Below are 16414 nucleotides of genomic sequence, written 5' to 3'. Positions count from 1 at the left end.
ATTTTAAGTAAGTCCGGGTCCTAACCGATACCAAATACAATTCAAATATTCGATGAATATACCGTCTAATTTGCTGCTTGACGGCTTGCCAGATGCCATATTACAGTTGGACAATTTTGGGAGCATCGTCTATGGCAATGCAGCAGTTGTTGCCGTAACGGGTTTTGAGATACAAGATCTGCTGGGGAAACCCATCCACTTCCTGACCATTCATCCGGACGACCACATTAAAAGTACCTACGACTTAGGCGTCGCAACTTCACAGGGAAAATCGCTAGTGCAAGGTTGGAACCGAAGATACGACGGTCAAAAATATTGGGCAGAAACCGCTATTGTGCCGTTAGGGCATGATCCCGGTCAGCAAACGGGTTTCGGCTGCGTGATCCGCAACATATCCAAACAAAAGGACGAGGAAATGGCTCTTCAGGAAAATGAAGAGCGGTTCCGCCTGTTAGTGGAAGGAGTTTTGGATTACTCGATCTACATGCTCGACACGGAGGGAAACATTATCACCTGGAACGAAGGTGGAGTGCAACTTACAGGATATACCACCAGTGAGATTGTGGGAAAGCACTTCTCCATATTTTACAACTCGCACGATCTTCTTAATAATAAACCCAGTATTGAATTAGAGACTGCCAGGGAAAAAGGTAAATACGAAGAAGAAGGCTGGCGGGTCAAAAAAAACGGTTCTGTTTTTTGGGCCAGCATTGTACTTACGGCGGTCCATAATGACGAAAATAAGCTGATCGGCTTCTCGAAGGTGACCAAGGACCTTACCGAGCAGAAAAATGAACAGTCGGCGCTCCGGCAAAGCGAAGAAAGATATCGGCTGCTGGTAGAGCAGGTCACGGACTATGCCATCTTTATGATGGATGAAAAAGGAAGGATCGTGAGCTGGAATGAAGGCGCCAAGAGAATCAAAGGTTATGATCCGTCCGAAGTCATAGGCAAGTATTTCTCGATATTTTATCCCGAGGAAGAAATATTTAATGGCAAACCAGCCTTTGAATTGAAGGAAGTACGGAAGAATGGAAAATATGAAGAAGAGGGCTGGCGGATCAGAAAAGACGGCAGCAAGTTTTGGGCCAATGTGATTATTACAGCCGTTTACAATGCGGATAGGGTCCTGGTAGGCTTTTCCAAAGTTACCAGGGATTTGACCGAGCGAAAAATAGCGGAGCAAACCGACCGGGAAAATTCAGAAAAATATCGAAAAATTGCGCAGGAAATGGAGACTATCAACGCCCAGCTGTCGCAGACAAATTATGACCTGGAACAATTTACATCCATTGTAGCACATGATCTGCAGGAACCACTCAGGACAGTTAAAAGCTTTCTACATTTAATAAGCGACCGGATTAGCAAAGGCTCCTTTGAGGATATCGATGTTTATGTAGGCAAATGTACACTCGCCGCAAACCGCATGAGGGAGCTGATTGATAACGTCCTCAGCTATTCTCAGGTGAGTAAGGGCCAAATCAGTACCGAACATTGGACTCTTGACGAGATTTTGGAACATACCATGCAGAATTTAAAAGGTTCGTTGGATGCTTCAGGGGCGAAGGTGCTGTTCGACAAAAGCAATGGGGATACGATTACGGGCGATAAAGTCCAGCTGACACAGCTATTCCAAAACCTGATCAGCAACGCGATCAAGTTCACCAATGGCAAGCAGCCCGTCATCAGGATCACGCATACCTGCGAGAACGGACATTCCCGCGTAGCAATTGCTGACAATGGCATTGGTATGGATGCCGACAGTACCCTTAAAATCTTTGATCCATTCAGAAGGCTCCACTCAGCTCGCAATTATCCGGGAGCCGGAATGGGGCTGGCTATCTGCAAAAAAGTCGTTGAAAGGCATCAGGGCAGGATCTGGGTTGAATCAAAACCGGAAAGTGGCAGCACATTTTATTTTACGCTCTGGGAAACTGGTGCAAAAACTTTCACATCCAATGAAAAAGTATAAACTGGTAATTGTTGAAAACGACGACGACGAGCGCTTTTTTATGAAAGAAGAATTTAAGGCTTTCGGGGCATTCGATATCCTGGGTGAGTTTGTAAATGGCGACACGCTATTTGAATGGCTGGACCAAAGCCCCGCTGAGTTGCCTGACATTATCCTCTCGGACCTGAACATGCCAGGAAAAAATGGCTATGATATCGTTTCGATGATCACGTCTGATCAGGAATATGAGCAAATCAAGGTTATTATTACATCCACTTCACCGGTCATCGCAGTCAGGGAAAAGTGCTTGTCACTGGGAGCCAGTGAGTACCTGATCAAGCCTGAACTTTTTGTCGACTATGGCCCGTTTGTTAAAGAGCTTTACCGAAAAATCGACAAGGCCGGATAAGATCGTGCCCTCGATATTTCAGGACTATTCTTAAAAATCTCCTAATTTAGGGCTTCTTTCCCAGGACAAACAATTGCAGGCATTTTTACAACGACCATGAAAAACGGTTCAATCGAAGCGGTAACTAACACGGTACTGATCGTCGACGACACACCCAATAACATTAGTATCCTGTTTGACGTGCTGACCAAATCGGGTTACAAAGTGCTGGTGGCAACAGATGGAAAAAGCGCACTCGAACAAGCTGCTTATGCCCTGCCCGACCTGATCCTGCTCGATGTCATGATGCCCGGCATGAGTGGTTTCGAGACCTGCCGCTTGTTGAAAAGCTCACCCAAAACCCAGGGTATACCGGTCATTTTTATGACAGCCCTGACCGAAACCGTCAACAAGGTGAATGGCTTTAACATGGGCGCAGTCGACTACATTACCAAACCTTTTGAAATCCACGAAGTACTGTCCCGCCTTGGTACGCACCTCGCGCTCGCGACGCTCAGACAAAAACTCGAACAACTGGTAACACAGCGTACTGCCGACCTGAATAAGGCATTGGTGGAAGTGGAAAGCCTCAAAGATCAGTTACAGGCTGAAAATATATACCTGAAAGAGGAAATAAAACAGTCCAAAAATCCGGATGATATCATCAGCCAGAGTAAAATATTTGAAAAAGTACTGAACAAAATCCGGCAGGTAGCCCCTACCAACAGCACCGTACTCATCAACGGTGAATCGGGTACCGGAAAAGAATTACTCGCGCGTGCAGTGCATAACCTCAGCAACCGAAAAAATCGACCAATTATTAAGCTCAATTGTGCTGCATTACCAGCCAGCCTGATCGAAAGCGAATTATTCGGCCACGAAAAAGGGGCATTTACCGGTGCTACTGCACAAAAAAATGGCCGCTTCGAGCTGGCTGACGGCGGTACATTGTTTCTGGACGAGATTGGTGAAATGCCGCTTGAATTGCAGCCCAAGTTGCTGCGTGTATTGCAGGAAGGAGAATTTGAGCGCGTGGGCAGCACCAAAACATTGAAAGTGAATGTCCGCATCATTGCCGCTACCAATCGTGACCTGGAAAAAGAAATTGCGGAGGGGCGTTTCCGGGAAGATCTGTACTACCGGCTCAATGTATTCCCAGTGTCAAGCATTCCATTGCGGGAACGGAAAGAGGATATCACGCTTCTGGTTAAGCATTTTTGTATCAAACACGGCGCAGACCAGGGTAAAGTCATTGATCAGGTACCTCAAAAAGTGATCGATGCGCTCATGGCCTACCATTGGCCAGGCAACATCCGCGAGCTGGAAAATGTGGTAGAAAGATCGATCATTATGTCGCCCGGAAGGACATTGACGCTCGATGACTGGTCGCCCAGAAAACCGGCCATAGCTCCCAAGGGCAGCCTGATGACCATGGAAGAATGTGAGCGAGAACACATTATTTTTGTTTTGAACAAAACCAACTGGAAGGTAAGCGGTAACAATGGTGCAGCCCAGATCCTGGACATGGTACCGACGACCCTCGATTCCCGCATGCGTAAACTCGGCATCAAACGCCCCGAACAATTCCCATTTTAAAAGAAATTTCACGAAATATCGGAATATCTTTTCCCTATTCACATTTTAAAATATTTTTATATTACTGATTTACAGATAGTTGAATAGATAATCTAACTTGGAATAGCTTTTTGATACCTTTTCAAAAAAAGGTATCAATATGTGTACGGTCAGCTATCTTCCAGGACAAAACGGTTTTATTCTCACTTCCAGCCGCGACGAAAAAATCACCCGGCCAGCAGCGCGACTTTCAGAATGGGTGTTTAGCCACGATCAGGAAGTAACATTTCCAAAAGACCCGCAAGGTCAGGGAACCTGGATCGCCAGTTCCAGCACCCGCACGGTTTGTCTGCTCAACGGTGCATTTAAGAGCCATCAGCCCAAACCTCCGTATAAACACAGCCGTGGGCTGGTCGTCCTGCATGCATTCGATTATGCGACGATCCGGGGTTTCGCTGATCAGTATGATTTCAGCGGTCTCGAACCATTCACCTTGCTCCTCGTTGAAATTGGTGAATTGTTTGTGCTGCGCTGGGACGGCACCCAGCTCTTCATGGAAAAAAAGGATGCTTCCCGAAAACACATCTGGTCATCGGCGACGCTTTACCAGCCCGACATCATGGCAAAACGGGAAAAATGGTTCAGCGAATGGATCATTTCAACCCCCGATCTTTCGCTGAACAGCATCCGCCAATTTCACCTCACCGCTGGCGATGGCGATCCGGGGAATGCAGTCCGTATGCAGCGTGATAACCTGTACGCGACCGTGAGCCTCACGAGCGTGGTGCGCTCAGGCACTCACATGGAAATGACCTACGAAGACCTCATCCACTCCGAACCAGCACCCGAAACATCCCTGCACCATGTATCCAACTGACAAAATTGAAGAGGAAATTGCAATCAGGAAAAGCCTTGCCCCAGAGCCACTTTTTATTTTTAAATCACCAAAGAGCGCGGGACTAATCCGTCTGAAAAGCTGGGAATACTGGCCTTTCTCGGTAGTTTACATTCCTGTATTTGTGTATTGGCTGTGGCTATCGTTCAAAGCAAGGTCATTCTTTTTCTTCTCGGCTTCCAACCCCTCGATTGAGTCGGGCGGATTGCTTGGTGAATCCAAGATTGATATCCTGAATCTGATCAATGATGCTTACAAGCCGGTAACGGTGTTGGTTAAACGGAACTGGGATGCCGACATTGCCACGGCACTGTTCACCAATGCCAATCTGGAGTTTCCGGTTATTGCAAAACCCAATGCAGGGGAACGCGGATGGGGCGTCGAAAAAATAGAAACGTTGGCCGCATTGCAGGCCTACCATCAAAAAAGTCCGGTAGATTACCTGATCCAGGAATATGTGCCATTTCCGCTGGAATTTGGCGTGTTCTATTACCGGATACCCAATCAGCCGTACGGGACGATATCTTCCATTGTGCAAAAAGAATTTTTGAGCGTGACCGGGAATGGGCGGGATAACCTGGGCGAACTGATCCTGGCCAGCGACAGGGCTGTATTACAATGGGATCTGCTGAAAACTAAATATGAGCAATCACTGCACAAGGTCTTGCCAACCGGCAAGAAAATGACGCTTGTTACGATTGGCAATCATTGCCTGGGCACCAAGTTCCTTAACGCCAATCATCTGATCACACCGGAACTGACTTCGGTTTTTGACAAAATAAGCATGGAAATCGACGGGTTTTATTATGGACGGTACGATCTGCGGTGTACCAATCTGGCTGATTTATATCAAGGCAAAAACATTAAAATCATGGAACTGAACGGCGCCGGTGCCGAGCCAGCGCACATTTATGATCCGGGTTTTACGATTTGGGAAGGCTGGAAAGTGCTGTTACAACATTGGAATATGCTTTACCAAATCAGCGTCTACAACCACAAAACCGGTGTTACCTACATGCGTTTTTCGGAAGCCCGTGCAATCTGGAAACGGATCAAAGCAGACAAAACACGAATCCGATAACATGACCTCCCTACCCCTTAATTTCGCGACCGGACTGATCGTCAGCTTCTTAGGAACGCTTCCATTGGGCGTTCTCAACATTACGATCATGGATGTATCCCTGAAAAAAGGAATGAGCTCCGCGCTCAGGTTTGCATTGGCCTGTGCGCTCGTGGAGCTGGTTTACAGTTACCTTTCCGTACAGCTGACCAAATCCATCATCGAATTCCCAGCCCTGCGACCCATCACAGAAGTGGTCGCTACCATTACCTTGCTTGGAATGGGCATTTACTACATTCGGAAGCAGAACAGCCTGACAGCCAGCAAACAAAAAACGGTTTCGTCGTTCTATCTCGGAACCCTACTGAGCATTCTCAACGTAGTCGCTTTCCCTTTCTGGATCCTTTATACCACGCTTTTACAAGGGAAAGGCATTATCGGGCTTTCGCAACATTCGCTGATTGTCATTTACGTGATCGGAATTTCGGTCGGTACCATTGCAGGCTTACTTCCCTTCGCCTATGCCAGCCGCTTTCTCACCAGGATTGTGGCGGCGCATCAGCACCACATGGACCGCACGATCGGCTGCCTCTTTCTGTTCCTTTCCCTTTTCCAGTTCATATCGTTGTTTACTTAGCGGTCCTGCCAAAGATGAGCGCTTAACCGGGCTGAGGCAATTGCGGCCGTTAGAAATGTTATCAAGATATTTTCAAATTTCGCAACACTACCCGCTCGTCGCAACCAACCCTTCCGGATACTCCCTGATTTCTCACGAAACAGCGGAAAGATTACGAAATATCGAAAATCTTTTTCTCTGGCACCATGCATTTTAGCTTTCAAATAATGCGAATTGACAGCATTAGGGCCATTTTGAACCTGCTTCTCTCTTGGCATATCCTTTGAGTTATAATCCTGAAAGAACGGAAGTCAAAACATACTTAAAGCTATGAAATTACAGGATGTTTCCATCGGGATTTTAGGTCAGCTGATTGAAATGACAGAACAATTTTCGCGGGAAGAATACACCAAATCGCTTGATCTGCTATCAGCCAATTCGGTCGGACGCCATTTACGGCATATCCTCGAATTTTACGACCTGGCCGTGCGGGCAGGTAACACGGGCAAGCTCAATTACGACAAACGCGAACGTAATCTTTTACTGGAAAATGATCCTCATGAAGCCATTTCGAAGATGAAGGAGCTCATTGCCCTCATGCGCATAATGAAGGAAGATCTGGTACTCAAACTGGAAGCATCCTATTCGTCCGAGGAACGTTACAATGTCAACATTACGACCACTTTTTACAGGGAACTGCTTTATAATGTGGAACATGCCGTGCACCATATGGCGATCATCGCCATCGCAGTTAAGGTTGATTTCCAGCAGATCAGGTTAGCCGAAAATTTCGGGGTCGCGTACTCCACTGTCAAACACAAGGAAACAGCTTAAAACAAATCTTATCCATGCAAAAGCTAATTATCATTCTACTTCTGGTGGTCATCTCATCGCCGATCATGGCGCAGGATGCTACCAAAAAACAAGGAAACATTCCCAAATCCGGTCTCGCGATCGAAGGCTACGATCCTGTTGCCTACTTCACAGCCAACAAAGCTGTGGAAGGCAAAAAGGAGCTGACTGCTTCGGACGGTGGCGTGACCTACCATTTTTCCTCCGCACAAAACCGAGACTTGTTTAAGGCCGACCCCACCAAATACAAGCCCCAATACGGCGGCTGGTGCGCCTACGCCATGGGTGCAAGCGGGGAAAAAGTAGAGGTGGACCCCGAGACATTCAAAGTCCTGAACGGCAAGCTTTACCTGTTTTATAACAAATATTTCAACAACACCCTTAAAAGCTGGAATAAGGACGAGCCGGAGCTGAAAAAGAAAGCTGACGCGAACTGGGTTAAGCTAAGTAAGGATCTCTAAAACACCAAACTCATGTCAAAAAAAACTAACAATATCGCATTCTGGGTGCTCCGTATAATACCGGCGGCTATTTTACTGCAGACTTTGTTTTTCAAGTTTACGGCTGCGGAAGAGTCGGTTTATATCTTTTCGAAATTGGGTATCGAGCCTTGGGGGCGGATAGGATCCGGGGTGGCTGAGCTGGTTGCAGCAATACTTATTTTGATCCCCGCCACGACCGGCATCGGCGCATTCATCGCATTGGGTGTGATAGCAGGCGCCATAGTCTCCCATCTCACAGTACTCGGCATTGAAGTCCAGGGCGATGGCGGACAGCTGTTTATTTATGCGCTGATCGTTTTTATAAGTTGCGCACTGCTGGTGTTTTTTGAGAAAGACCATTTGCTGAACCTGATAAGGGACCGCAAAAATAACGCAATGAAGATCAGGTAATCTCTTCGTCATCAACAAAATGAAGCCAAAATATTAATCCGGAAGTTTTTATTTACCGAGTACCAAACCGGAAGTGCGCGACAAACCGCCTCCGACGGCACGGTGATCGACCGGTTCTGGAACAATGCAAATAATTTTGTACATCGACAGGTAATGATCAGCGGGAATGCGATCGTCTAATCTTCCTCGTATCTTGTCGAAAAAAAGTAAATGCGTCGATTTACCACTATCAAGGACATAGCCCACGCACTCGGAATATCAGTTGCCACGGTATCCCGTGCGCTGAGGAATGCCTATGACGTAAGCTCGCAGACGAAGCAATTGGTCATCGAAATGGCCGCCAAAATGAATTATAAGCCCAATTTCAATGCAACAGGGCTGGTGAAAAGGAGTACCCATAAGATTGGGGTGATCATCCCTGCCATTACCAACTATTACTTTTCAACGGTCATCACGGGCATTCAGGAGATCGCGCAGCAGAACGATTATCATCTCATTTTGTACATTACCAATGATTCGGAGGAATTAGAAAAAAAGATAGTTAAAGACCTGTCGGTCAGCAGCATGGATGGACTTCTTGCCTGTATCTGCTCTCCCTCGGATTCCTGTATGCATTTTCAGGAACTCATTGAGGACGGTCTGCCTGTCGTATTTTTTGACCGCGTACCAGATGAAATAAAAGTGTCGAAAGTCATGCAGGATGATTACAACGGTGCCTATATGGCCGTAAAACATCTGATTGACCGGGGATATCAAAACATTGCGCATATTACCGGCCCCAAAGGTGGATTTCTTACAGAAAACCGATTGCAAGGCTATCTGAATGCATTGCTCGACCATGGTCTTTCTGCGAAAGATGACTGGATTGTCTATTCGGGTTTTTCACAAAAAGAGGGTGAAACAGATATCGAAACATTGTTTCATGGCAAAGACGCTGTTCCGGATGCGATATTCGCGGTAAATGACCGAAAAGCGATTGGTGCCATTGTAGCCTTGAAAAGGAAAAATATAAAAGTGGGTCAAGAAGTAGGAGTGATAGGCTTCACGAATGACCCGATCTGCGAAATTATTACCCCTACCCTGTCCACCGTGGCAGAACCTGCCTATGAAATTGGGATAAAGTGCTGTCAAATGCTCATCAAGCACATTACTAAAAGCAATTTCAAAGGAAATGAAGTCGTCCTGCCAGGAGAATTGATCATCAGAGAGTCGACTTTAAGAGCATAATCCTCCCGTATCCATCTTAGGCTTTCCCGTGCAGGTGAATTATGTCTGATTTCTTCTATCTTTATCAATTTAGTCAAGAAATAATTCTACACCATTGATTATGCAAAGTATGGGGCAGGAGATTAGTCCTTCAGAAGAGAAAATGAAGTCAATTATGCGGCACGCGCCACTGGGCCTGGTCGAAATGGATGAAAGTGGTGAGATTGCTAATATTAACCTGATGGGTGGCAAATTACTTAACCCGATAGCCAACGAAACGCTGCTACCCGGCGCAAGTCTATACCCCTGTTTATCAGCGCTCGACCCGGAAATAGTAACGCAGATCCGCCATTTTTCAGAGCCATCGGGATTGGTCATGCTTAATCAGAAATACACCTACATCAATCCCGGTTCCATCGACGGCCAAAAGCATTTCCAGCTTACAGTCACCAAAATATTCAAGGACTGCCTGATTGTGAGCGTGGAAGACATGACCGAAAAAATACAGGAAGAACAAGCCCTGATACTGGCCCAGCAAGACCAGGCCGTTGCCCAGGGTAAGTACGAGATCGCATCGGAGGTTATTCACGATATAGGCAATGCAGTAGTCGGGTTTGGCTCCTATTTAACCCGTATCAACCGTTTGATCGAACAGGACAACCATGCCAACCTGCAAAAAGTAGCTATCTTTTTGAAGCAGCAGCACGAGCCTGTTAGTGCTGCCATAGGTGCCCCCAAAGCAACTGCCCTCATTGATATGATCGAGGGTATCAGCAAATCCATCGGTGATAACCATCATGAACTTCGTCAGTCCATTGACAAGCAGCTTCAACTCATTACCCATATTCAGGACATTTTAAATATTCAGCGCCAGTACATCAGCGGGCATGAATCCCAGGAAAGAAAACCCGTTAATTTAAAAGATATCATCAATGATTGCCGTTCGATGGTGTTTGCGAACGTCGAGAAGAAAGGGATCAACATGTCGTTGAGCATACCACCAGAGCGTGTTGAAATTAAAGGAGACCGCACAAAGCTCATGCAGGTTTTACTCAACATTCTTAAAAACAGTATTGAAGCGATTGAAATAGATGCGACTGAGAAAACAATCAGTATCCATTTAAGTGATATCGGAGACAATGCCCTGTTAACGATTACCGATTCCGGAAAAGGTTTTGACGAGCAAACAGCAAAACACCTCTTTGATCGCGGATATACTACCAAAAGTACCGGTACCGGCCTTGGCCTTTATAATTGCAAAACCATTATTGAAAGTCATTCGGGGAGTATTTCCATCGAAAGCAATGGCATAGGTATGGGCAGTCAAACGACCATTTCAATTAAGAAATAACCACTAATATTACATCCACATGAACGACGTGAATACTTCAGTATTAATTATTGATGACGAGGAAATGGTAAGGGATAATATGGAAGAAATACTCGTGCCCCGCCATCATTCTGCTGAAAGTCAGCAGATCAATGATGCCGCTAGTATACTTTTTGATGCGCCGGTCTCTATTCTGGCTCCGCTTACCAGCAATATTCCCATTTTTAAGGTAGAAAAAGCATCAAATGGAATGGAGGGGCTGGAAAAAGTGAAAGCATCTGTTGCAAACAACAGTCCGTATGCCGTTATTTTTCTGGATATGCGCATGCCCGGTTGGGATGGGCTTGAAACCGCCATACAGATCAGAAAATTTGACAGTAAAGCTGAGATTATCTTTGTTACTGCTTTCACTGACCGTTCCATTGAGGAGATTATAGAGCAGGCAGGTCAGAATGTGGGCTATCATTGCAAACCCTATGCTTCCGAAGAAATCATTCAGCTCGCTACCAAAGCCGTCACTGACTATAGCCGCTTGCGTAATCTGGAAACTTTGATTGAATCCGTTACTTCCATCGGATTAAATGAGCGACAGCTTAATTCGTTGCTAAAGAACATCCTCGACCAGCTGGCTACTACGATCGGTACAGATATGGCCCTGCTGGGCAGGCTTCAGGACGATTTTTCTTACGAAAAGGTTTTGTCCATCGGCGCAATGGAAGAAAAAATTAATCTTCAAGAGCTGGTCAACCGCATTAAGGAGATAGAAATTTCCCCAGAGGAAGTAATCCAACTGGACGAGCTGGTACTGGCGCGCTTAAACGGGTATTCAGTGTTTGCAGTGCTCAAGAAAAATGGCAGGCTAAAAACTGAAAAGATGTACCTGTTGAAATTATTTGTGCAAAATGCTGCTCAGGCTATTCGCAATGCTGAAATGAATGAAGAACTCGTTCGTAAGGAAAAGCTTTCTGCTGTGGGCAGGGCGATGGGCATGCTGATCCACGACTTGCGCCCACCCATCGGAAGCATACAACTCCTGACGGGTATCATTCGCGAAGAGGGCTATACCAGCGAGTGGCTGGATATGATCGACAGATCGGCCGGGCAGGCCTCTGAAACATTTGAAGACTTTCTGGATTTTATCCGAGAAACGCCCATCGAAAAAGAAACTGTATTCGTGAAACCACTCTTGGAGAGCGCTGCGCAACAACTAGCTTCAAAAGACGGACTTGACAAAGTTCAAATTCAGATCGAGGCTGATGACGAACTAACCGTTCAGGGAGACCAGAGCAAACTAAAACGAGTGATCATTAACCTGGTTAACAATGCAGTTGATGCACTCCTTGACAATAAAGTGAGCCAGCCGCACATTCAGATTATTGCCGCCAAGCTAATAGACTCGGTTAGTATCCAGGTCAAGGACAATGGCCCCGGTATACCGTCCAGCTTACTCAAAACGCTTTTTGAACCATTTGTAACTAAAAACAAAAGCAATGGAACAGGCCTGGGCCTGGCCATCGTCAAACATTATGTTACGGCTCATGGTGGCAAAATCTCCGTTTTGAACGATGATGGCGCTGTTTTCACTATTACATTGTAACTGTCTCCGAAGCCATTCCATTTGGAATGCGCTCGCTCGATTATTTATCCCGTTCGCTTTGAGAAATTACCTACCCGGGAAGGGCTTTCCAATAAGTTGATCAGCGCCATTTGCGAGGACCGGCAAGGTTTGATGTAGTTTGGTACCGCCAACGGATAGCTGGACGAGCAACGGTTCTGGCCAATCCTGGAAACGCCAGAGGCCTTAGGGGCACCACTTTACATTCATATTGCTTAATTTACCACTGGTTAACTGGACTGGCAAACGCCATGGCATTTTAGGGCGGGGTATCATTAAACCATTCACAACTAATTTGTATGCCAGACTATGAGCGTTGAAACAGAAATCACAATTATTCCATTCCTGGTTGTAAAAGATGCTTTAAGTGCAATAGATTTTTACATGAATGCATTCGGTGCAACTGTGCCGGAAAAGTATACGAATGAGGGCAGAACAATGGCCAAAATCAGCGTCGGTAATGCGTCGTTCTGGATTGGTGATGAAGAACCGGAATTCAACAATTTCAGTCCGCAAACGATCGGCGGCTCTCCCGTCAGGATCGTTTTGACTACTCCTGATCCGGATACAATTTTCGATAAAGCTTTGCATTCAGGCGCCATTCAAATTTGCCCTGTTACTGTTGAGGAATCATGGAAAATTGGTAAGCTACAAGATCCTTACGGGCATACCTGGGAAATTGGATGTCCTTTGACTTAAAAACATCAGAGGAGTGCAAAATTATAGTGAGCCGTAGAGACAAAACATTTGAGCCATACAAGCAACTAGCGGTGTGTTTTGATAGGTGATCTTTGTATCATGAAAAACATCAAAACAATTCAGTTGGGCCAAAACGGCCCGTTTGTGTCCAAACTTGGTTTAGGCTGTATGCGTATGTCTTCGATCTGGGGCGGTGCCACACCTGACGAAGCAGAAGCTATTGCGACGATCCATGAAGCTTTGGATAGCGGTATCAACTTTTTGAACACCGGAGACTTTTACGGTGCCGGTCATAATGAAATGCTAATTGGCAAAGCTATTAAAGGAAGGCGCGACGATGCTTTCATCAGTGTAAAATTCGGCGCTATTTTTCACAACGGTCAATGGCTGGGGATGGACTTGCGCCCCATTGCTATCAAGAATTTTATAAATTACTCACTGACCCGTTTGGGTATCGAAACCATTGATCTCTATCAACCCAGCCGAATGAACGACAGCGTGCCGGTAGAAGACATCATCGGAACCGTCGCTGACCTGGTTCAGGAAGGAAAAGTGCGCTACATTGGTGTATCAGAAATTACGGCTGACCAACTTCGTAAAGCAAATGACATTCACCCCATCAGCGCCCTGGAAATCGGTTATTCGCTGGCCGACCGTCAAATAGAAAGCGATCTGTTGCCGGCTGCAAAGGAATTAGGCATTGGCGTAGTGGCATTCGCCAATACCGCCGAAGGCTTATTGACCGGAGCAATGAAAGCGCCGCTTGCAGCAAATGATTACCAAAACCATTTCTCTCGTTTTCAAGGTGAAAATCTAATTCATAACCTGGAAAAAGTCGAAGTTTTGAAGCAATTGGCCAGTGACAAAGGCTTCACGCCCACACAACTTGCCATCGCCTGGGTGAATGAGCAGGGTGATCACATCATGCCATTAGTAAGCATGAGTCGCAGGTCGCGTTTGCCAGAAAATATCGCGGCCATGAATATTGTATTTACGCCCGAAGAAATGAACAGTTTAAACACTACTTTCGCAACTGGTGCTATACTTGGCGGCACTTACTTACAACGCTAAATGAACAGTCCAGCAGAAATTCTCCCCGGCGTGATCTTTTATTCTTACCTCTCTACGGAGCGGCGAGAGAAAGTATGCTTCTGGAATCATCATACCTTGATATTGCAGGTTTCAGGGCAGTTTACTTTGGAAACTTCCGCCCAAAATATTTCGATGACCGGGGGAGAAATGCTGCTGATCGGCAGAAACCAGCTGGGTACACTTACTAAAACTCCGGGGCCCGGAGGCAATTATGAAACAGTCGTGATATCCCTGCAGGAAGACCTGTTGCGAAGGATTGTGTTGGAAGAAAAGCTTGAAGCGGAACAGAAATACATCGGTCCGCCCAATCTTCTGATCCCATCCAACGAATTCCTGCGGGGCTATTTTCAATCCATTGTCCCGTACGCCCGCAGCTCGGGAGTAGCTATGACCGACGAAATGGGCATCCTGAAAGTGAAGGAAGGAATTAAATTACTACTACTTGCCCTACCCGGACTTATCAACTTTTTATTCGACTTTTCACAACCTTACAAGATCGACCTGGAAAAGTTCATGCTGCATAATTTTCATTTCAATGTTCCTATTGAAAAATTCGCGCAGCTGACCGGTCGCAGCCTGGCATCCTTCAAACGCGATTTCCTGAAAACATTCGGTGTTCCGCCCCGTCAATGGCTGCAAGACAAACGGCTGACGGAAGCAAAGCGCCGCATCGAAACCAAACGCGAAAAACCCTCGGCCATTTATCTTGATCTGGGGTTTGAAAGCCTGTCACACTTTTCACATTCTTTTAAGAAGAAGTTTGGGATGGCACCTACGGCGGTGAATTATGGCGAAAGCATTTGAGTTTGCCGTCAACGAATATTTCTTCTTATCCTGCTCAATGAGGATTGCGTAATGCCCAGGTAAGAAGCCAGATAGGACAGTGGGATACGGTTAGCGAGGTTCGGGAATTTTTCAAGAAATGAGAGGTAGCGCTCTTTCGCATCCTCCGACATCATTGGGCTGATCTTATTCACTTTGTCAGCGAAACCTTTGGCGGTTATCTTGGCAATGATGTTGTCCCATTCAATGATGGTCAGGGACAACTCTTTCATTGCATTCTTGGACAAAACAAAATATGAGCAATCAGTCACAGCCTGGATATATTCCGTCGAAGGGATTTCTTGATTGTAACTGAGTATATCCGCCAGAAAATGATTTTCTTCCATAAAATACTTCGTGATCTCTTCGCCTTTGTTGTTGTAATAACAAATTCTCATGATTCCATTTAATAGAAAAATAATCTCGCGGGGTATTCTTCCGGCCTCTTGAAAATATTCATCTTTTTTGATCTCTTTAAAAACAACTTTGCTTTTGATCAGATCAATTTGCGTTGCGTTCAGATTGCCGAATTGCAATAAATAATTAATAAGTGCCTCCATAATCAATTATTTAATACTGGCTATTTCATTTGACTCATTACCATTTTGTCGAAAAGTTTATCTGACAAAACTTTTCTAAAAAACAGCATCATTTTTGCTCCCGAAGCACCGACATATCTGGTCTTTGGATTTTCAGCTTCAATCCCTTCTTTAATCAATTTTGCTATAACGTTCGGTTCGGCAGCGTCCTTTTCTATTTTCGCGTACATTTTACTAATGCCTTTCGCCAAAGAATGGTACGGCGTATTTCCCGAGACTTGCATCATATACTCAGTCCCAAGTCCAACCATCTCCGATTTTGTTCCTCCCGGTTCAATCACAATGACGTCAATTCCGAAAGATTTCACTTCTTTACGAAGTGCATCGCTCAGACCTTCAATTGCAAATTTGCTTGCATGATACCACCCGCCCAATGGCAACGTGACCTTACCGCCTACCGAGGAAATATTGACTATTTTGCCAAATCTATTTTTCCGCATCGACGGCAACACCAATTGTATCAGACGTGCCACTCCGAAAACATTCACCTCCATCTGATATTTTGCGTCAGATATCGGCATATCTTCCAGCGCACCGTAGTAGCCGGAGCCCGCATTGTTAACCAGAATATCAATGCTGCCAGCTTCCTTTAAAATTTGCTCCACACATGCAATAAGACTTTCTTCATTGGTAACATCCAAAGAAATCGGTTTTATTCCATGCCCTTCCAAATCCTGCATTTTTTCTATTCTTCGCGCTGCACCATAGACATTATAGCCATTTTGTGCCAAATAAATTGCCGTTGCTTTTCCAATTCCAGCCGACGCTCCTGTTATTAAGACTGTCTTTTTCATTTTTTGATTTTTGATGTTTGACAGGTC

General features: G+C 45.6%; 17 protein-coding genes. 15 read left to right on the top strand and 2 right to left on the bottom strand.

Annotated elements, in window-relative coordinates; genetic code table 11:
- The first annotated feature begins 52 nt into the window (after window positions 1-52).
- From ABIO93_RS26085 to ABIO93_RS26015, 15 genes are all read left to right on the top strand, one after another.
- Complete coding sequence (locus tag ABIO93_RS26085) at window positions 53-1972, top strand: PAS domain S-box protein (protein ID WP_348072941.1); 1920 nt, start codon at window positions 53-55, stop codon at window positions 1970-1972.
- A complete protein-coding gene (locus ABIO93_RS26080; RefSeq protein WP_348072940.1) occupies window positions 1959-2360 on the top strand; it encodes a response regulator in 402 nt (133 codons plus the stop codon). Before ABIO93_RS26085 ends, ABIO93_RS26080 begins: the two co-directional genes overlap by 14 nt.
- Window positions 2361-2456: 96 nt before the next feature.
- The gene (locus tag ABIO93_RS26075) at window positions 2457-3935 is read left to right on the top strand and encodes a sigma-54 dependent transcriptional regulator (protein WP_348072939.1); all 1479 of its coding nucleotides are present in this window, start codon (window positions 2457-2459) and stop codon (window positions 3933-3935) included.
- A 139-nt stretch (window positions 3936-4074) separates the two neighbouring features.
- A complete protein-coding gene (locus tag ABIO93_RS26070; RefSeq protein ID WP_348072938.1) occupies window positions 4075-4791 on the top strand; it encodes an NRDE family protein in 717 nt (238 codons plus the stop codon).
- The gene (locus ABIO93_RS26065; RefSeq protein ID WP_348072937.1) at window positions 4778-5890 is read left to right on the top strand and encodes a hypothetical protein; all 1113 of its coding nucleotides are present in this window, start codon (window positions 4778-4780) and stop codon (window positions 5888-5890) included. The genes ABIO93_RS26070 and ABIO93_RS26065 overlap by 14 nt, the downstream gene beginning before the upstream one ends.
- Window position 5891: 1 nt before the next feature.
- On the top strand, window positions 5892-6506 hold the full coding sequence (locus tag ABIO93_RS26060; RefSeq protein ID WP_348072936.1) for a LysE family transporter: 615 nt from the start codon (window positions 5892-5894) through the stop codon (window positions 6504-6506).
- A 309-nt stretch (window positions 6507-6815) separates the two neighbouring features.
- Window positions 6816-7319, top strand: a complete 504-nt coding sequence (locus tag ABIO93_RS26055; protein ID WP_348072935.1) for a hypothetical protein — start codon at window positions 6816-6818, stop codon at window positions 7317-7319.
- Between the two features lie 14 nt (window positions 7320-7333).
- The gene (locus ABIO93_RS26050) at window positions 7334-7798 is read left to right on the top strand and encodes a YHS domain-containing (seleno)protein (RefSeq protein ID WP_348072934.1); all 465 of its coding nucleotides are present in this window, start codon (window positions 7334-7336) and stop codon (window positions 7796-7798) included.
- A gap of 12 nt (window positions 7799-7810) precedes the next feature.
- The gene (locus tag ABIO93_RS26045; RefSeq protein ID WP_348072933.1) at window positions 7811-8230 is read left to right on the top strand and encodes a DoxX family protein; all 420 of its coding nucleotides are present in this window, start codon (window positions 7811-7813) and stop codon (window positions 8228-8230) included.
- 210 nt (window positions 8231-8440) lie between these two features.
- Complete coding sequence (locus ABIO93_RS26040) at window positions 8441-9457, top strand: LacI family DNA-binding transcriptional regulator (protein WP_348072932.1); 1017 nt, start codon at window positions 8441-8443, stop codon at window positions 9455-9457.
- Window positions 9458-9599: 142 nt separating this feature from the next.
- Window positions 9600-10787, top strand: coding sequence for a HAMP domain-containing sensor histidine kinase (locus ABIO93_RS26035; protein WP_348072931.1), 1188 nt, complete (start codon window positions 9600-9602; stop codon window positions 10785-10787).
- Window positions 10788-10806: 19 nt separating this feature from the next.
- Window positions 10807-12363: a hybrid sensor histidine kinase/response regulator gene (locus ABIO93_RS26030; protein WP_348072930.1), complete on the top strand. Its 1557-nt coding sequence runs from the start codon at window positions 10807-10809 to the stop codon at window positions 12361-12363.
- Between the two features lie 327 nt (window positions 12364-12690).
- On the top strand, window positions 12691-13080 hold the full coding sequence (locus tag ABIO93_RS26025) for a VOC family protein (protein ID WP_348072929.1): 390 nt from the start codon (window positions 12691-12693) through the stop codon (window positions 13078-13080).
- 99 nt (window positions 13081-13179) lie between these two features.
- On the top strand, window positions 13180-14151 hold the full coding sequence (locus ABIO93_RS26020; RefSeq protein WP_348072928.1) for an aldo/keto reductase: 972 nt from the start codon (window positions 13180-13182) through the stop codon (window positions 14149-14151).
- The gene (locus ABIO93_RS26015; RefSeq protein ID WP_348072927.1) at window positions 14152-14976 is read left to right on the top strand and encodes an AraC family transcriptional regulator; all 825 of its coding nucleotides are present in this window, start codon (window positions 14152-14154) and stop codon (window positions 14974-14976) included.
- Between the two features lie 8 nt (window positions 14977-14984).
- On the opposite strand, the gene ABIO93_RS26010 is transcribed toward ABIO93_RS26015, so the two are convergent.
- A complete protein-coding gene (locus tag ABIO93_RS26010; protein ID WP_348072926.1) occupies window positions 14985-15554 on the bottom strand; it encodes a Crp/Fnr family transcriptional regulator in 570 nt (189 codons plus the stop codon).
- A gap of 20 nt (window positions 15555-15574) precedes the next feature.
- Complete coding sequence (locus ABIO93_RS26005; RefSeq protein WP_348072925.1) at window positions 15575-16387, bottom strand: oxidoreductase; 813 nt, start codon at window positions 16385-16387, stop codon at window positions 15575-15577.
- Window positions 16388-16414 lie beyond the last annotated feature (27 nt).

The sequence above is a fragment of the Dyadobacter sp. genome, assembly GCF_039919315.1.
In the GTDB taxonomy this organism is placed as follows: domain Bacteria; phylum Bacteroidota; class Bacteroidia; order Cytophagales; family Spirosomataceae; genus Dyadobacter.
Note: the sequence above shows the minus strand (reverse complement) of the source record. Positions and strands in the feature narration are given on the sequence as shown.